At 69.3% G+C, this 20,292-nt stretch carries 14 protein-coding genes, 1 pseudogene and 1 other annotated feature; of the genes and pseudogenes, 4 read left to right on the top strand and 11 right to left on the bottom strand.

Going from position 1 to position 20,292, the window contains the following annotated elements; genetic code table 11:
- The 5 genes from LQU92_RS07020 to LQU92_RS15125 form a co-directional block, all read right to left on the bottom strand.
- The gene (locus LQU92_RS07020) at window positions 1–1,269 is read right to left on the bottom strand and encodes a lipopolysaccharide biosynthesis protein (RefSeq protein WP_230779328.1); all 1,269 of its coding nucleotides are present in this window, start codon (window positions 1,267–1,269) and stop codon (window positions 1–3) included.
- Complete coding sequence (locus tag LQU92_RS07025) at window positions 1,262–2,251, bottom strand: glycosyltransferase family 2 protein (protein ID WP_255667211.1); 990 nt, start codon at window positions 2,249–2,251, stop codon at window positions 1,262–1,264. Before LQU92_RS07025 ends, LQU92_RS07020 begins: the two co-directional genes overlap by 8 nt.
- Entirely contained in the window at window positions 2,251–3,141 is an 891-nt protein-coding gene (locus LQU92_RS07030) for a glycosyltransferase family 2 protein (protein WP_230779334.1), read from the bottom strand. The genes LQU92_RS07025 and LQU92_RS07030 overlap by 1 nt, the downstream gene beginning before the upstream one ends.
- A 1,550-nt stretch (window positions 3,142–4,691) precedes the next feature.
- Complete coding sequence (gene istB / locus LQU92_RS07035) at window positions 4,692–5,474, bottom strand: IS21-like element helper ATPase IstB (protein ID WP_230779338.1); 783 nt, start codon at window positions 5,472–5,474, stop codon at window positions 4,692–4,694.
- Window positions 5,471–6,013 carry a hypothetical protein gene (locus tag LQU92_RS15125; protein WP_230779341.1) on the bottom strand — a complete coding sequence of 181 codons (543 nt, stop codon included), beginning with the start codon at window positions 6,011–6,013 and terminating at the stop codon, window positions 5,471–5,473. The genes istB and LQU92_RS15125 overlap by 4 nt, the downstream gene beginning before the upstream one ends.
- 57 nt (window positions 6,014–6,070) lie before the next feature.
- Between LQU92_RS15125 and LQU92_RS07045 the strand changes: the two genes are divergently transcribed.
- Window positions 6,071–7,320 (top strand): IS3 family transposase gene (locus LQU92_RS07045; protein WP_230779343.1). Its coding sequence is split into 2 segments (ribosomal slippage): window positions 6,071–6,350 and window positions 6,350–7,320, totalling 1,251 coding nucleotides; the frame shifts between segments, so codons are not numbered across the junction.
- Window positions 6,349–6,477, top strand: a sequence feature (AL1L pseudoknot). Its footprint overlaps the gene before it by 129 nt.
- Window positions 7,321–7,336: 16 nt before the next feature.
- Here LQU92_RS07045 and LQU92_RS07050 read toward each other — a convergent pair.
- Both LQU92_RS07050 and deoC read right to left on the bottom strand, forming a co-directional pair.
- Window positions 7,337–7,914 (bottom strand): annotated as a pseudogene (locus tag LQU92_RS07050) (IS5 family transposase); the annotation flags it as partial.
- Window positions 7,915–9,009: 1,095 nt separating this feature from the next.
- Window positions 9,010–9,666 carry a deoxyribose-phosphate aldolase gene (deoC, locus tag LQU92_RS07055; protein WP_230779347.1) on the bottom strand — a complete coding sequence of 219 codons (657 nt, stop codon included), beginning with the start codon at window positions 9,664–9,666 and terminating at the stop codon, window positions 9,010–9,012.
- A gap of 149 nt (window positions 9,667–9,815) precedes the next feature.
- Between deoC and LQU92_RS07060 the strand changes: the two genes are divergently transcribed.
- Complete coding sequence (locus tag LQU92_RS07060) at window positions 9,816–10,868, top strand: chitinase (protein WP_230779349.1); 1,053 nt, start codon at window positions 9,816–9,818, stop codon at window positions 10,866–10,868.
- Window positions 10,869–10,874: 6 nt separating this feature from the next.
- Here the strand turns inward: LQU92_RS07060 and LQU92_RS07065 are convergent, their stop codons facing one another.
- The 3 genes from LQU92_RS07065 to cobA all read right to left on the bottom strand — a co-directional run bounded on the left by LQU92_RS07065 (window position 10,875) and on the right by cobA (window position 15,546).
- Window positions 10,875–13,262, bottom strand: a complete 2,388-nt coding sequence (locus tag LQU92_RS07065; RefSeq protein WP_230779351.1) for a bifunctional polysaccharide deacetylase/glycosyltransferase family 2 protein — start codon at window positions 13,260–13,262, stop codon at window positions 10,875–10,877.
- A 450-nt stretch (window positions 13,263–13,712) separates the two neighbouring features.
- Entirely contained in the window at window positions 13,713–14,534 is an 822-nt protein-coding gene (locus LQU92_RS07070) for a uroporphyrinogen-III synthase (protein WP_230779353.1), read from the bottom strand.
- Window positions 14,527–15,546 (bottom strand): uroporphyrinogen-III C-methyltransferase, encoded by a 1,020-nt coding sequence (cobA, locus tag LQU92_RS07075; protein WP_230779355.1) that lies wholly within the window; start codon window positions 15,544–15,546, stop codon window positions 14,527–14,529. Before cobA ends, LQU92_RS07070 begins: the two co-directional genes overlap by 8 nt.
- A gap of 188 nt (window positions 15,547–15,734) precedes the next feature.
- Here cobA and LQU92_RS07080 point away from each other — a divergent pair, with 188 nt between their 5' ends.
- Window positions 15,735–16,463 (top strand): sirohydrochlorin chelatase, encoded by a 729-nt coding sequence (locus LQU92_RS07080; RefSeq protein ID WP_230779357.1) that lies wholly within the window; start codon window positions 15,735–15,737, stop codon window positions 16,461–16,463.
- A gap of 989 nt (window positions 16,464–17,452) precedes the next feature.
- Here the strand turns inward: LQU92_RS07080 and LQU92_RS07085 are convergent.
- Window positions 17,453–18,934 (bottom strand): amino acid permease, encoded by a 1,482-nt coding sequence (locus tag LQU92_RS07085; RefSeq protein ID WP_308071597.1) that lies wholly within the window; start codon window positions 18,932–18,934, stop codon window positions 17,453–17,455.
- A gap of 158 nt (window positions 18,935–19,092) precedes the next feature.
- On the opposite strand from LQU92_RS07085, the gene LQU92_RS07090 reads away from it, so the two are divergent.
- Window positions 19,093–20,049, top strand: coding sequence for a hypothetical protein (locus LQU92_RS07090; protein ID WP_230779359.1), 957 nt, complete (start codon window positions 19,093–19,095; stop codon window positions 20,047–20,049).
- Window positions 20,050–20,292: the final 243 nt, after the last annotated feature.

Here is a 20,292-nt window from a genome sequence, read left to right on the forward strand (position 1 = left end):
CTATCGCCTTCCCTTAGGCCGAGCCAACCAGCACGCTGCCGCAGTGATCAACTGCGCGACGAACCAGGCCAGGGCCATGCCCGTAACCCCGTGCACAGGCACCAACGCTGCGGCGCCGCCAAAGAGCACCACCAGGTGTACTGCTTCAATGGCTGAGGCGATCGTTGCGCGGCGTTCGGCGCGAACAACCGCCAAGGTCAGGACCGAATAGCAGCGCGCAAGGCTTGCGAGAGCCATGATCCGCAGTGCAAGTGCGCCATCCGCGGCGTAAACGGTCCCGTAGAAGTTGAGACCCATGTCGGCAAACACCAGCGTCGCGACCACCACTGCGAGGACCAGGCCAAACGCCGGCTTGGAGATCATTCCGGTCAAGTGCCTGGTCTGGTGGGGTTCCCGTGCCGCTTCAGAAGCCAGCGGTACGCCTGCGTTCTCAGCCAGCGTGTCCAACATGACCACTAGCAGCCAGACGACAGCGAAGATTCCGGCGGCATGCGCACCGGACCAAACCAGAATCAGGAAGGGGAGCAGTGTCGTGGAGATCTGTTGGCAGACCGACCCCACGAAGTCGACCCCGATGAATCGTCGGTCCAACCCGCTGGACGACGTCGCGGCCGACTCCATACCCTGGGTTCGTCTGAACATCAGCCACGCCGCCAAGGGCAGAATTATGAGGACGGGAGCGAAGGTGGCTGTGACGAGGGACCGACCGTCGAGGGACGTTGCCATGAGCACGAGCGCCCCGATTTTGAGCAGGCCGTAGATCGTGTTCAGCGCCGGGACCGCCGCGAATCCACGCAAACCCACCAGCAGACCGTCTTTTAGGGCGAAGAGTGTCCATCCGACGGCGCAGAGCACGAACAGCGGCCCGCCGGTCACAAGCTCGCCGCCAACACCGGTCACCGCCCAGAAGACCGCGGCGCCTGTTCCGATAAGCAGAGTCGCAGCTGTTGCCAGACCACTCAATTCCAGTACCAGTCGCCGGGGCCTTCGGCTACCAGAGAGCATTACGCCTGCCGTCAGGTAGAGATTTAGTTGGCCCAAGTTGGAAACGGTGGTGATGGTTGCGACCGTCGCCATCCCGAGGCCTACCTGTTCCACCGGAAGCATGCGGGCGGCGAGGGTCCAGAAAAGCAGGCCGAGCGCCGCGCTTGCCGCGCTATTGAGCGTTAGGGCCAACGCCCCGCGCAGCACGGGACTTTGCCATTGCATTTGTCGGGCGGCCGCGCGGCTTCCTCCCCTGCTGCGGCGTAGACTGCTGACTTCAGACACGGGCGGCCTCCACCACCGCATCGTTGCCGGAGGATGCGACCTTCAAGTTGCCGGCCACGTAGCCGGCGGCCGTCACGGCGAGTCCCATCGGTATGCTGCCGGCCCGCAGTGCGAGGGCCGGTGAGCGCCGTTTCCACGCCTCAGCGACCGCCAGCAGCATGCCCTGCGGCAACGTACGCAGTGCATGCTTGCGTTCCTCCGAAAGCCCTAGCCCCGCACGCTCGCCGAGCCTGTGGGCGAGCACGGCCTTACTTACGCCCTCCCAGTAGCAGCGGCGCAGGAAGTACCTCGTGGTCTGGCGCTGGCGGGGTACCCGATGGTAGACCACCGCATCGCGGGCCAGAACAACTCGACTCTGCGGTTGCTCGGCCGCGATTCGAAGCGAAAGGTCAGTTTCTTCGCAACCAACAGGCTTGTCCCTTACTCGTCCTAAAGAGCTGGCGAACCCGTTGCACTCTCGCAGGCTACTGGCCCGGAAGGCCATGGTGGCTCCGATCGGGTTGCGGATCTGCTCTCGGTGGGCAGGGAGACCGCGGTAGCTGCACCCGACGACCCAGTAAAACTCCTCGGGGAACCAATTCGGAGCAGCACCGCCCTCCCATGCTGGTATGGCGAAGCCGCCTACGCCGACGACGTCGGGATCTTCCAGAGGTGCAACCATGTGTTCGACCCAACGATGGTCCGCCGTCGCGTCGTCGTCCAGGAAAAGAATTATGTTTCCCCGTGCTGTTTCCGTTCCAGTATTGCGGGCGCCGGAGAGCCCTTTTTCCGCTGTGTTGCGTGTGATTGTCACCTGTTCGAACGCCCCGACGGCCCGTTCGAACAGCTTGTCATTGTGATCAATGACGAGTACGACGTCCTCCGGCACCAGCGATTGCTGTTGCAGTGATGCAATGGCCGCGCACAGTTCATCCCATCGTTGTTCACTGAAAGAGCACACGACAACGCTGATCCTGTGCCCAGTCAGCGGAGAAGTAGGCATCACAGGACCTGACGGGCAGGTGCCGTGCTGTCGGCGGCACGTTGCAGGACTCCGGTCGCGCCGTCGACGATCAGGTGCCCGACAGCGAGCGCCTCGTCGTGGACGGAATGGACAACGGGGAGATCCATCACCGGGATTGGTGCAGCGTCCGGAATCCGCGACATTGTGCGTGGGGCCACACCTTCCGCGACAAGGGTCTTCAGGCACCTTGCGCCGTCCCGGAAAGTATGCAGGTTGCTCTTGCCGTTCAGCCGGTTCGCTTCGAAACTTGGTACCTCCGCAATCTTGAGTCCCGCCTTCGCGGCGCGGATGGCCATGAGCGTTTCAATTTCGAATCCGTCTCCCCACACATTGCCAAGGTGCTTATCGAACGGGTCGGGGAAGCGCATCAGGTCCAGAACCGAACGCCGGAACGCTACATACCCGTAGCAGAGATCGGTGAACTTGGTCCCGCACATTGCGTTGGCGAGGAAGTTCAGCGTTTGATTGCCGGCATACCGAACGGGAGTGATGTCGGTGCTTCCACCGTCGCCCATGAACCGGCTTCCGCGGACGTAGTGGGCACCGTCGTCCATGGCTTGCAGGAATCGCGGAATTTCGGCGGGCTCCATGGATCCATCTGCATCGATGGCAACGATCCGGTCTCCGGTGGCCGAGTAGAAGCCCGCCACCATGGCGTTCCCCTTGCCGCGCCGGGTTTGGAAGATCACCCTAATGTCTTCCCGAGCTTCTCTGGCAGCCTCGACGGTACCGTCGTTCGAATGTCCGTCGACGAGAATGACCTCGTCGATCCCATCAGGCAGGGACGAGAGCACGTGGCCCACGTTTTTCACTTCATTGAATGTGGGAACCACCACGGTTGTCTTTTGATACTGGCCATTCGTTTGCATTCTTACCCCCTAATTAGAATCACTAAACTGGGAACTCCCCTCGCTCCCAGCCCGCTCCGACGTCTCTGAGGTCAATTCAATGTCTTCAAGCAGTGGGCAAGCCTCGCGACGAACTATCGCGATATCGTGGCGGCCGCATATGGTAGGACCGTTTTGCGCACCATCACCTATGTCTCAAAGATTCGTTGGGAGACATGCCCAGGTCATACCCATGCATGCATGGGATTCGCGGAAAATCTTGGAAACCGTGATTGCCCACGTTTGCGATTGTGTGCATGCGTTTCGTTCGGTGAGTCTGTGAGCATGGTGAGTCGCACTATTGAGCGCATTAAGTGTCCCCTCTAAACCCTTGCCACAGTGCAATTGCATGTGGCGTGGTTCGTTCCCCCTGAATGAACCAACGTGCTGAGAGCATGCAGGAATTGCTCAAGCAGTCATAGGCTCGAACGCCACGACGCATTCACTCTGACTTGTTCATGTGAATCTATTTGTGAAAGCCAATGGCGGCCGCTATGGGGGATGCAGCGACTGGACGACACCGAGTCTGCTGGCTTGTGGGCCAAAAAGTGGACATGTAGCTTGTCACTTGTCCCCATATCAGCGATGCGCGACCGTGAAGGACGTGGACCTCTGTGACGGTGTATTGCAGGAGTGTGCCCCGGACCGCTGCTTGACATGTACTTGTGCTCGCTCATGGCGATCACGCTCATGTACGCGTGGACCGGCCAATGGATGCCCATGCATGGGATGAGGGGTACAAAAGGTCGTTGCTGTGCCTGATGCGATGCGGCTCCGAAAATCGCAGTCTCGGAAATGGCAGACCTCAATTTCGAAGCAAAGTCGAATCTGCTCGCAGGAGAGGCCCTCACTGGGCCATCGCGTCACCACGTCATCCACGGCATGCTGTCTGCAACTCATGCGGGTGCGAACGGCGACATTGACTACTCAATAGATCTTGGTGGTCGCAGGTCGGCGGGACGGGTGCCCAGTAGATTTTCCCGACCAAGAGGGCAGAGGCGCGAGTCCTCCTAGCGGCGCTCACGTGGCTTCGGATCAGACGCGCCCGTGGTGCGAGTGCGGCAAGACGAGGTCGGTGCCGGTGGCTGATCCGACACCGTGAGCGATCCGCAGTTCGGGCGCGTGAAGTCGGACGAGCTGGGCAAGACAGCGGTGCTCAGCTCAAAGAGAAGTGTCTGATCGCGAATCGTCCTGGTCGTCGGTTCCGGTCGAATAGGTGGCTGAAGTTCCGGACAAACAGCTCAAACTTCGAGCGGAACCGACACTGGTAGGGACGCATGCTTACGCCTGAAAAACACGAGTGGCGGCATCATCTCGTGCGGTCCGCTATCCGGCGAGGGTGGTGATTCAGCTGTTGGTGAGTGATCTGCGGGCGTCGACAGAGAGGCCTGCGTTGCGCGTGTCGGTGCTCCTTGAAAAGTAGGCCAGTTCCGTGTCAACGGTCAGCGGGACTTCCCGGTGGGCTGTCAGGTGATCTCCCCGTCTGCGGACAGCTGATCTCCTTGTCCGCGGTCAGTTGATCTCCCTGCCGGTCAGTTCAGTGGGACCACCCCGCGTCCGGCGGTGGCCTCGGTGAGCCGCAGCGAGGTGCCCTCGGTGATGATCACGTGGGCGTGGTGCAGAAGCCGGTCCACGGCGGCGGTGGCCAGGGTCTTGGGCATGATCGTGTCGAACCCGGCCGGATGGATGTTGGAAGTCACCGCGAGGCTGCGGCGTTCGTAGGTCGCGTCGACGAGCCGGTAGAAGGCCTCGGCGGCGGCCTGGCCCGAGGGCAGCATCCCGATGTCGTCCACGACGATGAGCTCGGCCCTGGTGATCCGAGCGATGGTCTTGCCGATCGAACCGTCCACCCCGGCCCGGCCGATCGCGGCGGTCAGCGACTCGAGGGTGAACCAGGAGACCCGCATCCCGGCGTCGATGACCTGGTGGGCCAGGGCCTCGAGGAAGTGGGTCTTGCCGGTGCCCGATGGCCCTGAGATCGCGAGGTTCTCCGCCCGGCCCACCCATTCCAGGGTGGCCAGGGCGGACTGTGTCGGGGCCGGGATCGAAGAATCGCCTGACCGCCAGGACTCGAAGGTCTTCCCGGCCGGCAGGCCCGCGGCCTTGCGTCGGGCGGCTTTGGTGGCCTCGTCGCGGCCACGGGCTTCCTCGGCCAGCAGCACCCGGAGGACCTCGGTGGGGTCCCAGCGCTGGGAGCGGGCGGTGGCCAGCACCTCGGGGGCGGCCGCGCGCAGGTAGGGCATCCGCATGCGCTTGAGCACCGCGGCGAGATCGTCGGGCAGCGGCGGCGCTGCCGGGGCGGTGGCCGTGTTCATTGAGCGGTCTCCTTGGTGGTGGGGGTTGTGCTGGTTGTTGTGCTGGCGCCGAAGGACGCCCAGGCGGCGGTGCCGGGCTGGGCGGAGTGGGTCTCGTCGGCGGCCACGAGCCCGGCGGCGGTGGCCCCGGTGGCCTGGTGATCGCAGATCGCGGTCAGATCACCCTCGCCGAAGCGCCCGGCGGCCGCGGCTACCCCGAGGGCGGCGTCCACGGGCCCGTCCCCGATGAGGGCGGCGAGCTCGACGGCGGCGGCCATCTTCGCCCGGATCCGTACCGTTCCGGCGGCGGAGGCCTCGATCAGCCAGGCCTGCGCGCCGGCGCCCAGGGCCAGGAAGTCCTTCTCCGCCGCGCTCCGGGGCCGTGGCCGGGGCGGGCGCGGGGCGCCGGCGGGGTCTTGGGGGTGGTCGGGGTAGTGGGCCAGGTCGATCCGTGGATTGCCCGGGGTCGAGAGGCGGTGGCGGGCGACCTCGGTGAGCCCGGCACGGCCTGCCGCCCAGCCCGGCATCGTGGGGAGGACGTCGAGGTCGGCGACGACCACCAGCTTGTCCCGTGACGGGTCTGTTGGAGGCTTTCATTCCACGGAAGGATGAGAGTCATGGGAGCACCGAGGAAGTACCCGGACGAGTTGCGTGAGCGCGCAACCCGGATGGCGGTAGAGGCCCGGAGAGACCCGGCGACGAAGGCCGGGGCGCTGGCCCGGATCGGGCAGCAGCTGGGGATCAATCCGGAGACGCTGCGCAACTGGGTCAGACAGGCCGAGGTCGATGAGGGATACCGGCCGGGGACCACCACTGATGATGCCCAGCGGATGGCCGAGCTGGAGAGAGAAGTTCGGGAGCTGCGCAGGGCCAACGCCATCCTGCGGTCGGCCTCGGCTTTCTTCGCGGCGGAGCTCGACCGCCCACACAACAGGTAGTGGCTTACATCGACGCCCATAAGGACGAGTTCGGGGTCGAGCCGATTTGCAGGGGTCTCCAGGACGCCGGAGTGCAGATCGCCCCGAGCACCTACTACGCGGCCAAGACCCGCCCGCCCTCAGCGCGCTCGATCAGCGATGCCACGACGACCGAAGTCATCCAGAAGGTGCACGCGGACAACTACGGCGTCTATGGGGTGAGCAAGGTCCATGCCGAACTGCGCCGGCAGGGTCACCGAACGGCCCGGTGCACGGTGCATCGACTGATGAGAGCTGCCGGGCTGCGCGGGATCACCCGAGCCAAGGGGCCGCGCACCACGGTGGCCGGCACCGGTCCGGAGACCCGCCCGGATTTGGTGGAGCGGGCCTTCACCGCCGACGCCCCGGATCGGCTGTGGGTCGCTGACATCACCTACTGCCGGACTTTCGCCGGATGGGTCTACGCCGCCTTCGTCATCGACGTGTTCTCCCGCCGGGTGGTGGGGTGGCAGCTGTCGACCTCGCTGCGCACGGACCTGGCCCTGGACGCCCTCGAAATGGGGTTGTGGACCCGGGCCCATCAAGGCCATGACACCAGCGGGGTGATCCACCACAGCGACAAGGGCGTTCAGTACGTCGCCGTGCGCTACACCCAGCGGTTGGCGGAGGCCGGGGCGGTGGCGTCGGTGGGATCCACCAGCGATTCCTATGACAACGCCCTCGCTGAGGCGTTCAACTCGCTGTTCAAGGCCGAGCTGATCCGTCACAAGGGTCCCTGGAAGTCGATCGATGACCTCGAAATCGCGGTGGCCGAGTACGTCGATTGGTTCAATCACCGGCGCCTGCACGGAGAGATTAGGCTCGTGCCCCCGGCCGAGTTCGAGGACGCCTACTATCGTCACCACACCGTCCCGGCGACCGCCGGAGCGGCACTACCGAGCCTCTACTGAACCCGTCACAGGACACCTTGTCCGCGTGCAGTTTCCCCGGCCGGCGGCGAGGTCGGCCGCGGCCTCGGCCCTTGAGCGGGACCAGTCCGTCCAGGATAGGCTTCACCAGCATGGAGTCGTGCCGATTGGCCCCGGTGATCGCCACCGCCAGCGGCAGCCCATCGGCGGTGACCAGCAGGTGGCACTTGGTGCCTGCCGTGCCGCGGTCCGTGGGGTTGGGCCCGGTCAGTTCACCCCCCTTTTCGCCCGGACGCTCACCGAGTCCAGACAGGCCCTCGACCAGTCGAGCTGGCCCTCCTGGCCGAGCTTCTCGAGCACGGCATGGTGCAGCTTCTCCCACACCCCGGCCTCCTGCTAGGCCCGTAGTCGGCGCCAGCAGGTGATTCCGGAACCGAAGCCCAGCTCGGGCGGCAATTTTTTCCACGCGATGCCGTGCTCGGCTACGAACAGAATGCCCTCCAGGGCGGCCCGGTCATCAACCCGCGGCCGCCCGGTCCGTCCGTTCTTGGCCGGAGGAGGCGGTGGAATAAGTGGTTCCAGCAGCTCCCACAGCTGATCACTGAGCTGTCGCCCGGAAGGTCTTTGACTCGCCATGGCAGCCATGATTGCCAGCCCGGCCGACCCCGCTCAATGCCTCAGCCACAACTATTGAAACCACTTCTTAAGCCTGGAGGGGATGTACTCATTGGTGATGTCGAAGTGCTGACGGTTGGGCGACGCCGGCGTGCTCAAGAGCAAAACCGCCGGAGAGACGCTCGGGCGCCCCCGTGCAGCGCAAGCCGAGATCGCCCCGTTGCCCCGTCAAGTGTTGGCCTTCCCGCGGCGGCTGGTCACGACTTTGATCGCCTCGGACGTCACGGGAAAAGCACACTCGCTTTTGGAATTCATCACCGAGACCACGGAGAACGAGCAGCCGCGAAAAATGCGTCAATGGGCGCCTATACCGAACTCACCGCCACCGGGACGACCACCTGCATCGCAACGGGACTGACCGAAATGCCTTATGCCTCCGCAGCTTGCCGCAGGGCTGACCCCAATTAAGCGGTGACCCCGGCACCAAACCCAATAAATTAGTCCAGCCTCGAGAAACGGACACCGGTTGTAGGTGGGTCTGCAATGGTTCCGGCGACGCAGGAAGAGGGTCCCTCTATAATGGTCAGCATTTTTGTTCGCTTGTTGATCGTCGTACTATCCGGCTGAGCGTGCGGCCTATCCTTGCGTCGGTAGCCGAAAACATGCCCGCATTGACGACGGTGCCGGTGCGCGTAGCGAGTCCGCGGACGGTTGGATGCCGATGCCCATAATGTGTCTGCAATGTTCGGCGACTATGGGCATAACGGCCGCCTTTGCAATAAAGGCACATCGGCGAACTAGCACCGGGGCGTTCAAGATCACATCCGTAATAAGTCACAACATGGTGAGCGGGAAGGCTCCTCATGAGTGAACCGTGCGGACAAAATTGATTTCAGCACGACCGCGGACAAGTCCTCCTGGGGCCACAGCCGCGAAGCGGTCCGGTTATCCCCGAATCCAGACGACCGAACTACGGTTCAGACTCTCATTCGGCCATGGGACTGGAATCATTTACCGATGACCTCGCCTTGCTTGACGGGGAGCCTCCGACACTCGAGTGGCGCAAGTAGTCGTGGAGTGTGAATCGTCTGCGGCCCGAAGGGCTGTATCGCCAGCTCAGCTGAGGAGGGCGGGACCGCTGCTGGCGCCGATGCGGGAGGCACCGGCCTCGATCATCGCCAGGGCGTCCTCGCGGGTGCGGATCCCGCCCGAGGCCTTGACCCCGATGTCGGGGCCCACGGTCGCGCGCATCAGCCGCACGTCCGCCACGGTCGCACCCGCGGTGGAGAAGCCGGTGGAGGTCTTCACGAAGTCGGCGCCGGCGGCCACGGCGGCCTCGCACGCGAGGACCTTGGCGTCGTCGTCGAGCAGGCAGGTCTCGATGATGACCTTCAGCAGCGCCCCGCCGGCGTGGGTCGCTTCGGCGACCGCGCGGATGTCCCGCTCCAGGGTCTCGCGCTCGTTGGCGCGGGCGGCGGCGATGTCGATGACCATGTCGATCTCCTGGGCGCCGGCGTCCACGGCGGTGCGGGTCTCGAAGGCCTTGACCTCGGTGGCGGAGGCGCCCAGCGGGAAGCCGACCACCACGCACGACTTCACGTCGCTGCCGGCCAGCCGCTCCCGCACGAACCCGGCCCACAGCGGGTTGGTGCACACCGACGCGAAGGAGTACTGCTTCGCCTCCTCGCACAGCGCCGCGATTTGATCGCGCGAGGCCTCCGGCTTCAGCAGCGTGGAGTCGATGTACGGGGCGAGGTTCGGGGCGTCGGACACGGGCGGGCCTTTCGACGGGGCGGGGTGGGACGGTCGGGGCCAGCCTACCGGCGGGGCCCGCGCGAAGGCTCCCGTAGCATGTCAGTGCAGGTCGGGGGCCGTGGTCGTCCGCACGACCCGATCCACGTCCACCCCGGAACGGAGCCCCCATGACCTCCCGCCACCGGCCGCCCCGTGCCGTGTCCGTCTCCCGAGTGGTCCTGGTCGCTGCGCTCAGCGCCGGGCTGCTGGCCTCCTGCGGGACGGCCGAGCCGCAGCGGCACGAGCCCTGGCTCGGTGGATACGTCAACGCCACCGCCTGGCCGCCCTACGACCTGCCCGTCGAGGCGGCCGGGGAGCCGCGCACGGTGCTCGGCTTCGTGGTCGCCGACGAGGAGGACCCCTGCACCCCGTCCTGGGGCGGGTACTACAGCCTCGACGAGGCGGGCCACGAGCTGCGGCTCGACAGCGCGGTCGCGCAGTACCGGCAGGACGGCGGGGAGGTCGCGGTCTCCTTCGGGGGCGCGGCCCGGGACGAGCCGGCGACGGTCTGCACGGACGTCGACCGCCTGGTCGAGAGCTACCGCACCGTGGTGGACCGCTACCGGACGGACGCCGTCGACCTCGACGTCGAGATGGACGACCTGGGGCGGAGTGACGCGAACGAGCGGCGGGCCGAGGCGCTCGCCCGCCTGCAGGAGGACCGCGAGGAGCCGCTCGAGGTGTGGCTGACCCTGCCGGTCGGCCCGCAGGGACTGGAGGAGGACGCCACGGAGGTCATTGCTCAGACGCTCGAGGGCGGGGTGGATCTGAGCGGCGTGAACCTCATGACCATGAACTACGGCCCCGGGGCGGTCGAGGAGGACGGCATGGTCGGTGCCTCGGTCCGGTCGCTGCGCGCGGCCCACGCCCAGCTCGCCCGGCTGTGGGAGGAGGCGGGACAGCCGCTGTCCGACGAGCTGGTCTGGAACCGGATGGGCGCCACCCCGATGATCGGCCGCAACGACATGCCCGGCCAGGTCCTGCGCCCGGACGGAGCGGCCGAGCTGGCCCGCTTCGCGCGGGACCAGGGACTCGGCCGCTTCTCCTACTGGTCGCTCAACCGGGACCGCTCCTGCACGGACCTCCCGCCGGACGTGGAGCCCGCTGCCGACCTGTGCAGCGGCATCCGGCAGGGCGAGGGCGAGTTCGCCGACCGGGTCCGCACCGCGTTCACCGGCTGAGGCGGCTCAGACCCGCTGCACCGCCTCGGAGGCCTCCACCGCCTGGAGGTCGAGGACGGTGTTGGTGCGCTCGGGCTTGTACCAGCCGATCATCCTGCCCTTCAGCGCCTGGAGGAGCGAAGCGTAGAGCAGATAGGCGCGCAGAGGCTCGTAGATGACCCGGTAGAGCGGGACGATGAGCAGGTGGGTCCACGACTCCCCGACCATGCGGATGGCGATCACGCAGATCACGGTGTGGATGGCCAGGACGAACCCGGCGAACACGGCGATCGGGACCCAGGTGCCGGCGGCGAGGTTGAGCACGGCCATGACCACGGTCAGGGGCAGGAACACGAGCGGCACCAGCGTGGCCAGCAGCGTGTAGGGCAGCGCGATCATCCCCAGCGCCCCGTGCCGGGGGCGGAAGAGCATCCCGGCGTGCTTCCACAGCGCCTGGAGGTTGCCGTAGGTCCAGCGCAGCCGCTGCTTGGCCAGCCCGGCCACGGTCATGGGCGCCTCGGTCCAGGCCACGGCTCGGTTCTCCTGCACCACGGCCCACCCCAGCTTCTGCAGGGTTATGGTCAGGTCGGCGTCCTCGGCCAGGGTGTCGTGGGAATAGCCCCCGGCGGCCTGCAGGGCCTCCTTGCGCCAGGCCGCGCACGCGCCCGGGACGATGGAGATCGCCCCCACCACGCCCTCGGCCATGCGGGTCACGCAGATCCCGGAGATGTACTCCAGGGACTGCCACATGGTGAGGACCCCGCGCCGGTTGCCGACCTTCACGTGGCCGGCCACCGCCCCGACCGGGCGGGACCGGCGTCCGGAGACGAAGTGGCGGGCGAGCATGCGCACGGTCTGCGGCTCGAAGATCGTGTCCCCGTCGAGGGTCACGACGATCTCCCCGGCGGCGGCCATGATGGCGTGGTTGGAGGCCACGGACTTGCCGGCGTTGGCCTGGGTGAGCACCCGCAGCCCCGGCCAGCTCGCGGCGGTCTGGCGCAGGATCTCCAGGGTGCGGTCGGTGGAGCCGTCGTCGACGGCCACGACCTCCAGGTTCGGGTAGTCGCTGGCGCGCAGGGCGGCCAGGGTGCGGGCGATCACCGGCTCCTCGTTGTAGACCGGCAGCACCACGGAGACCAGGGGCAGCTGCTCGTCCGGGATCTGCGGCCAGACCCGCCGCTTCTGCCGGCGGTGGCCGATCAGGGCCAGCACCACGTAGAGGACGGACATGATCGTCAGCGACCCGATCCCGAACCAGAACAGCCAGCGCATGAGCACCTCCGGCACCACCGTCACCCCCGCCACGGTCGCCAGCGTGACGGTGTCCCCGAAGGACGGCGCGGTGTCCAGCCGCGGCTGATAGCCCTCCGGCAGAACGGGCGCGAGCGTGGCGAACGTGTAGCCCTCGGCCTTCGCATCGGCGATCAGCCCGCGCAGGGCGGCGACGGTGGCGGTGCGGTCGCCGCCGCCGTCGTGCATCAGCACGACCTCCCCCTGCCCGTCGAGCTCGGGGACCGGGACCTCCTGACCGGGGCCGTACTGCCAGTCCTGGGTGTCGAGCGTGAAGTCCACGTGCAGGTAGCCCAGCTGCTGGGCCTCGAGCAGGGGCAGGGGCTTGTTGTCCGGGTCGCCGGTGGGCAGGCGCCAGATGGGGGAGGCGTAGTCCGCGACCGCCCGCATGGCGCGGTCGGTGCCGATCAGCTCCTCACGGTTGCGCAGGTCCTCGACCCAGGACGTGAAGTGGGTCATCGTGTGGTTGCCGACCATGTGCCCCTCGCGCACGGTGCGCTCGAGCAGCTCGGACTCCTTGACGACGTTCGTGCCGATGCTGAAGAAGGTGGCCGGCACGCGCTCGGCCGCGAGCACGTCGAGCACCTCGGGGGTGAACGTCGCGTGGGGGCCGTCGTCGAAGGTCAGGAACAGGGTCCGCTCGGGCAGGGTTCCGAAGCGCTCCATGGCATAGGGGCTGGCCCCGACGGTCTCCCGCTCCTCCTTCGTGAGCTCGCGGAAGACCTCGTCGCTGAAGGGGTCGGCCAGCACGGTGCGCCCGTCGCGCTCCTCCACGAGCGCGATGCGGGAGAACGGGTTGGACCCGTCGCCCAGCAGCGGGATGTTCTCGACGTCCCCGGTGGCGAGCAGTTCCCGTGCGTACCCGGAGTCCTGGTTCTCCTCGCCGTCCCAGGTCTGGGCCATGGCCTGGGGCAGGACCCAGGAGGCCGCGCCGGCCGCGAGGACCGCGAGCAGGATCAGCGTGGCGAGGATGCGGTACCAGCGCTTGCCGGTCGGGTCGAAGAAGATCGGCGGGGCCGCCGTCGATCCCGTGCGCCCGGGCCGGCCGGCCCAGCGCTCCTCTCCCCTCGAGTGTCCCTGCCGGCGGGAACGTCCCTGCCTGTTCGTCGTCGAGCTGTCCTCCACGGCTGTCCCGCTTCCCCCGGATCCGCGATGCGTCCCCCGACGCACCGGCAAGTCCATTCCCCTCGATGGAATTGCGATCCCAACCCTGCAGGAGTGCCACCGGCCTGTCACAAGCACAAACAGTCCGCAATGCACACCATGCGCATGTGCAAACATCAATGTGCGAAGACAAATGCGGAGCACCTCGGGCGAAGGAGATTACGGGACCGTAGTTAATCTCCGCGAACACCGCTGAACGGGGGACGCACGGGCTTGCTCATCGTCCCCAGAACTGCGGACGTCGGACCGGGCGGCGGCAGGCGCGGCAGGTGAACCAGCTCACACAAATCCGCTGTGACGTGCACGGATGATGCGGACTTGGACTCCCGGGCACGGGGGACAGCTCCATGCGTGGGCACATCGGGGGCCGTCCATCGATCAGGGGCGCGGAACGGCGCGGGGCGCCCGGACTCAGCTCAGCGCGTCGACCAGCTGCTTGAGCATCGCGCCCATCCGGAAGCGCTCCGGGACGAGCGGCTGAAGGCCCATCGCCTCGAGCGGGGCGGCCGTGACGGGTCCGACGGTCGCGGCGAGCATCCCGTGCCGGAACGCGGCGAGCAGCTGCTCGTGCAGGCCGAGCTCCTCGGCGGTCGAGAACAGGGCGTCGACGGCCGGGGCGGCGGTGAACGTGATGGCGTCCACGCGGCCGGCGGCGGCCTCGCGGATCAGGACGGGGACCTGCCCGTCGTCGTCGGCGGGGGCCCACCGGTAGGGGGTCACGGTGAGCACGCGGGCCCCGGCGTCGGTGAGCCGGCGGCGCTGGGCGACGTCGGCGATGCCGTGCAGCTGCAGCCCCACCGTGCGCCCGGTGAGGTCCCCGCAGTGCTCGGCGAGCACGAGGTCCACGAGCCCCGCGGTGGTCTCGTCGGCCGACATCCCCGCGTCCTCGAGGCCCAGCACGCGCACGGCACCGCGGCCCTTGGGCCCGCGCACGTACACGGCGGCCTCGTGCAGGCAGATCAGCAGCTCGGCGTCGAAGCCCTGGGCCACCGCGGCGTCGTGCCAGCGGCGCAGCCCGTAGCCGGTCGTGATGAGCACGAGGTCCGGCCGGGCCTCGAACAGCGCCCGGGACGCGGCGGCCAGCGGGCCGTCCTGATCCACGGGCTCGACCTTCAGCGCCGGCGCGTGGATCACCCGCGCGCCGCGGCGCTCGAGGGCCGCGATCTGGTCCTCGGCGCGGCGGTGGGCGGTCACGCCCACGACCCGGCCCGTCAGCGGACCGGGCTCAGCCATGCGCGGCGACCTCCGCGAGGAACGCGTTGCGCTCGGCGCTCGCCAGGCGCACGACCGGGCCCACGACGACGACGGCGGGGGAGCCGCAGCCCGCCCGCGCCGTGTCCTCGACCGCGTCGCGCAGCGAGGTGATCGTGGAGCGCTGCCGGTCCGTGAACCCGCGCTCGACCACGGCCAGGGGCGTGGCGGGGTCGGCCCCGGCGCGCACCAGCCCGGAGACCAGGTGGGGGAGCGTGCCCACGCCCATGAGCACCACGAGCGTGCCGCCGGCGGCGCCGAGGCCCGCGAAGTGCTGCAGCTCCGCCTCGGAGAACGGCACGTGGCCGGAGGCGACTGTGAACATCCGGGAGACCTCGCGGAAGGTCACCGGGATCCCGGCGGCCCCGGGCACCGAGACCGCGCTCGTGATCCCCGGGACGACGTCGACTGGGATGCCGTGGGCGGCGCACGCGGCCAGCTCCTCGCCGCCGCGGCCGAAGACGTAGGGGTCCCCGCCCTTGAGCCGCACGACCGACTTCCCGGCCAGGGCGTGGGCGACGATCAGGTCCTGGATCCGCTCCTGCGGCACCGGGTGGTGGCCGGGGGTCTTGCCGACCGGGATGACCTCGGCGCCGGGGGCGGCCGCGGCGACCGCCCCGGCCGGGGCGAGCCGGTCCACGAGCACGACGTCGGCGTCCTGCAGCGCCTGCACCGCCCGCACCGTCAGCAGGTCCTCGGCCCCCGGGCCGCCGCCGACCAGGGTGACCCGCCCGCCCTCGCGGGCGGCCGGTTCGTGGACGACCGGCACGCGGGCCCCGGCGTCGTCGAGGGCCTTCCGCCACCGGGCACGGCCCTCCCCGACGACGACGGCGAGCCCCGCCCCGGCCACGTCGGCCGGGCGCAGCTGCTCGGGGGCCGCGACCGGGCGGACCTCCGCGCCGGCGGCGGCGCAGCGGCGCAGGGCGCGGCGGGCGGCGGCGGGCTCGCCCAGCACGAGCACGGGCACGGCGGTGAGGTCGGCGGTCAGGAGCATGCGGTCCTCCAGGGGGTGGGTGCACCGGGGTGCACGTGTGGTCCGGACTCCAGCGTGCGGCATGCGTGTTTCCCCGGCATTGCCGCGTGACGTCGCGTGACGACTGTTGCGTTCCGTGCCGGTTGCCGCTCCCGCACGGGCCCGGCGCCGTCCCGTGAGGCGGGGATCCTGGTCCTAGGCTGGTGCCCATGTCCTCGACCGGTTCCCCCGTCCTGCTCGCCTGCGCCCACGGCACCCGCTCGCCCGCGGGCCGCCGCGCGGTGTCCCGCCTCGTCGACGCGGTCGCCGCGGCGCTGCCCGGCACCGAGGTCGTGCCCACGTGGGTCGACGTCCAGACCCCCGACCTCGCCGAGCGCACCGGGCAGCTGGCCGGGCGGCCCGCGGTGGTCGTGCCGCTGCTGCTCTCGGCGGGCTACCACGTCTACGTGGACGTGGCGCGGGCCGTCGCCGCGGACGAGCAGCACCGGGTCTCCGCGGCGCTCGGCCCGGACCGGGCCCTCGCCCGGCTGCTCGCCCGGCGCGTGCACGAGGCCTGCGCCCGCACCGGCACCCCGCTGCAGCCCGCCGACGCCGTGGTGCTCGCCACCGCCGGCTCCTCCGACCGCCGGGCCGTGGCCGACTGCGCGGTCGTGGCCGAGCAGCTGGGGGAGGAGCTGGACCGGCCCGTGACGGTGTCCTACCTCGCGGCGGCCTCGCCCCGCGTGGCTGAGGCGGTCGCCGACGCCCGGCCCGCCGTGCCCGCGGGCGGGCGGGTCGTGGTCGCCAACTACCTGCTGGCACCGGGCTACTTCCTGGACCGTTCCCGGGAGGCCGGCGCCGACGTCGACGCCGACCCGCTGGCCCTGCCCGACGGCGAGGTCCCGCCGGAGCTGGTCGACGTCATCGCCACCCGCTACCGCTCGCAGCTGCCCGCCTGACCCGCCGGCCGGGCCCGCCGGGCCTTCGCGGCGCTCCGGCGTACCCGTCGGCCCCACACCGACCGGGCCCCTCGCGACGCTCCGGCGTACCCGTCGGCCCCACACCGACCGGGCCCCTCGCGACGCCGACTCCCCACCATGGGCCCCGGCCCGCGGCGAGTGCCCATCGCACCGACCCCTGCTCCCGCCGAGTCCCCACCGCACCAACTCCCGCGCCGCCAGGACTCCAGCACATCGGGCCTGCGTCCGCCGAGTCCCCATCATGCCGACGCTGGCGTCGCCGGGTCCCCATCCGCGCGAACCGCTGCTCTCACTGAGTCCCCATCTCACCGGCTCTGGCGGTGCGGAGTCCCCACGCCACCTGCCCTGCGCCCACCGAGTCCCCATCGCACCGGCCCTGAGTCCACCGAGCCCCCAGTTCACTCGTCACATTGCTGCCGAGTTCCCACGTCACCCGCCGAGTCCCCAACGGACCCGCCGAGTCCCCCTTGGGAAAGCACCGAGTCCCCCACCGGACAACGGGTCTGTCGCCGAGTCCCCTTGATGTCGGCATTTCCCCCGTCGCGCGACGGGGGAAATGCCGACATCAAGGGGACTCGGCGGGGGTTTGGGCGCTGGGCGGGTGGCGGGGGCAGGTGCACTGTGGCCGTGGCCGTGGCCGTGGCCGTGGCCGTGGCCGTGGCCGCTGACGCGGCCTTGGCCTCAGTGGCGCCCGGCGCCCGGCGGCGGCAGCGGTGTGTCTGCTCCTGGTTCTGCTGCTGACATCTCCGGCGGCCGGTCCGGTTGCTGCTGAGCCGCCCTCGGGGGTGGGTACCCGCTGGCGAGTCCCCTCATGAAGCGCGACTCCCCACGTGAGCACGTGGGGAGTCGCGTCGTTGGTGGGGACTCGGCAGCACCGGCCGGGGCCGACACCGGGGCCGGCACCGGGGTCGGGTCCGGGACGGACGCCGGCGCCGTGGCTGGGACCGGCGCCGGGGCCAGGGGATCCGTCAGTCGAAGCTGCGGGTGAGGTCGGCGTCCTCGTAGCGGACCATCCTCGAGCCGGTGACCAGCCGGTGGCCGGCCCACAGGGCGAGGAACAGGGGCAGGCCGATGTAGGCGGTGGCTGCGGCGAGCAGGTCGACCTCGCCCAGGAAGGCCTGGTAGTTCTGTCCCAGGATCACGATCGCGCACAGGGCGAGGGCGATCATCGGCCCCAGCGGGAAGAACCGGGCCTTGTAGGGCAGGTCGTCCAGGTCGTGGCCCTGGGCCAGGTAGGCCTTGCGGAAGCGGTAGTGGCTCCAGGCGATGCCCATCCACACGATGAACCCCGCCAGCCCCGACGCACTCACGAGCCAGACGTAGGCGGCCCCGTCCCCGATCAGGGTGGTCAGGAAGCAGGCGGCACCGACGGTGGTGGTGGCCAGCAGGGCGTTCATCGGCACCCCCCGCCGGTTGACCTTCGCGAGGAACTTGGGGGCTTTGCCGGAGTCGGCCAGGGCCCAGAGCATGCGGGTGGAGGCGTAGAGCCCGGAGTTGCCGGCCGAGAGGATCGCGGTGAGGATCACCGCGTTCATCACCGAGGCCGCGGCCAGGACCCCGGCGTTCTCGAAGACCAGGGTGAAGGGGGAGATGGAGATGTCCTCGACCCCGGAGCCCAGCAGGTGCGGGCTGGTGTGGGGGATGAGGAACCCCACGATGGTGATCGCCCCGACGTAGAAGAGCAGGATGCGCACGAACACGGTGCGGATCGCGCGCGGGACGTTCTTCTCGGGGTCCTCGGCCTCGCCGGCGGCGACACCGACGAGTTCGGTGCCCTGGAAGGAGAAGCCGGCGACCATGAAGATCGCCAGGATCCCGGCCCCGCCGCCGACGAAGGGGGCGTCCCCGGTGGTCCAGTTGTCGAAGCCGGGGGATTCGCCGCCGAGGATGCCCACGATCATCAGGACGCCCAGGACGAGGAAGATCACGACGGTGGCGACCTTGATGAGGGAGAACCAGAACTCGCTCTCGCCGTAGGCCCGGGTGGACAGGGCGTTGAGGCCGAAGAGGACCGCCAGGAACAGGGCCGACCAGATCCAGGAGGGGACGTCGGGCAGCCAGTAGCGCATGATCAGGGCTGCGGCCACGAGTTCGGCGGCGACGGTGATCGCCCAGTTGTACCAGTAGTTCCAGCCGATGGCGAAGCCGAAGGAGGGGCTGACGAAGCGGGTGGAGTACTCCTCGAAGGCCCCGGAGACCGGCAGGTAGGTCGACATCTCCCCCAGCGACTGCATGAGCAGGAAGACCATCAGCCCGATGGCGACATAGGCCAGCAGGGCCCCGCCGGGGCCGGCGGTGGCGATGGTGTTGCCCGAGGCCACGAACAGGCCGGTGCCGATGGCACCACCCATCGCGATCATCGTCAGATGGCGGGTCTTGAGGGTGCGGCGCAGGTGCCCCTGGGTCTCAGGGGTCGGCTGCTCGTGCACCGGTGGTGCGGCGATGGCCACGGGATTCTCCTTGAACGGGTGCGGTGGAGGGCACGCCAGGGAGAGGCCCGGGGGGTCACCGTCCCCCCGAACGGTCACAGGGCATTATGGGCGTTCCCGTTTGCGGGCACAAAACGAGCTGGTCGGAGCGGGGTGGAGCGCGCCTCTACGATGGTCGGATGCACCGAGCGCCCGACCCCGAGCAGGGGCACCGTCCCCGTGGTCGTGCCCTGGCCGCGACGGTCGTGGCCGCGGGGCTGGCCCTCGCGCTGGTGCTGATCGCGCTCCCGCGGCTGCTGTGGGAGCCGGGGTTGGAGGCCCCGGGAACGGTCTCGTGCGCGGCCTACGGGCTGCCGGAGCTGACCGTGCCGTCCCGCCCGGACCACCGCCCGCTGGGTGACGGGCCGGTGCTCTCGCAGGGCCCGCGCCTCGGGGAGGGGCCGGCGGACCGCTGGGACGTGGCCTTCGAGCACGAGGGCGTGAGCAGCACGTACCACGTGCTCGCCGACGGCATCGACTGGTCCCGGCCGGTGGGCGTGGTCTTCCGGCTCCACGGCGACGGCGCCTACGAGTTCCACCATCCCCAGCGCAAGCTCTCCTGCCTCGCCGAGGTCGCCCGCTCGCACAACGCGATCCTGGTCGCCCCGCGCACCCCGGACCGCACGGGGGAGCCGACGTGGTGGGAGGACCTCGACGGCAACGCCGAGTGGTTCCTCGCCCTGGCCGAGCAGCGGATCTTCGCCGGGTACGACCTCGACCGCTCCCGCACGTGGCTGCACGGGTACTCGGGCGGGGCGGAGTTCATCAGCTACGAGCTGCTCGCCGACAGGATCGGCCTCCTCGAGGGCGGCGGCGCCATCCTCTCCGGCGGTGGGGGCGCCCCGGCCGGCGCGGCGTCCGCCCCCACCGCGGAGCAGCGCGCGGACCTGCGCCTGCACTGGGACGTGGGGGCCGACGACGACGGCACCGACCCGCACGCCCCCTTCGACGCGCTGCGGGCGGCCCGGGCGGGGGAGGCCTGGTACGACCGCCGTGGCTTCGAGCGCACGAGCCTGCAGGTCCGGGAGGACACCGACCACTTCGAGCTGCCCGAGGCACGGGTCCTCGACCGCCTGCTGACGGCCGCAGAGGGCTGAGTCCGGCGCCCGGTGCCGTCCGGCACCCGTGGGGGCCGGGGCCCGATGGCGACCGTGGGGGCCGGGCCGGGCGGCGACCGGTGGCAGGTGCGGGCGCACCGTGGTCGGGGGACCGGCCGGCCCGGGCCTGCCGGGCCGCGACGGTCCTCCGGCGTGGTCCCCACCACGGCGGCGTGACGCGGAACGCAGCTGTGATCCTTCTCTCCACTCACTGGTAACCGACCGCTGGCCTGCGGGGCTTGC

This window comes from Kocuria sp. LUK, from assembly GCF_021012935.1.
In the GTDB taxonomy this organism is placed as follows: Bacteria; Actinomycetota; Actinomycetes; order Actinomycetales; family Micrococcaceae; genus Kocuria; species Kocuria flava.

Coding starts and splice junctions, on each gene's coding strand:
- LQU92_RS07080 (WP_230779357.1), top strand. CDS start 15,735: ATGTCCTCGACCGGTTCCCCCGTCCTGCTCGCCTGCGCCCACGGCACC.
- LQU92_RS07090 (WP_230779359.1), top strand. CDS start 19,093: ATGCACCGAGCGCCCGACCCCGAGCAGGGGCACCGTCCCCGTGGTCGT.
- istB (WP_230779338.1), bottom strand. CDS start 5,474: ATGAACACGGCCACCGCCCCGGCAGCGCCGCCGCTGCCCGACGATCTC.
- LQU92_RS07030 (WP_230779334.1), bottom strand. CDS start 3,141: ATGCAAACGAATGGCCAGTATCAAAAGACAACCGTGGTGGTTCCCACA.
- cobA (WP_230779355.1), bottom strand. CDS start 15,546: ATGCTCCTGACCGCCGACCTCACCGCCGTGCCCGTGCTCGTGCTGGGC.
- LQU92_RS07070 (WP_230779353.1), bottom strand. CDS start 14,534: ATGGCTGAGCCCGGTCCGCTGACGGGCCGGGTCGTGGGCGTGACCGCC.
- LQU92_RS07060 (WP_230779349.1), top strand. CDS start 9,816: ATGACCTCCCGCCACCGGCCGCCCCGTGCCGTGTCCGTCTCCCGAGTG.
- LQU92_RS07025 (WP_255667211.1), bottom strand. CDS start 2,251: ATGCCTACTTCTCCGCTGACTGGGCACAGGATCAGCGTTGTCGTGTGC.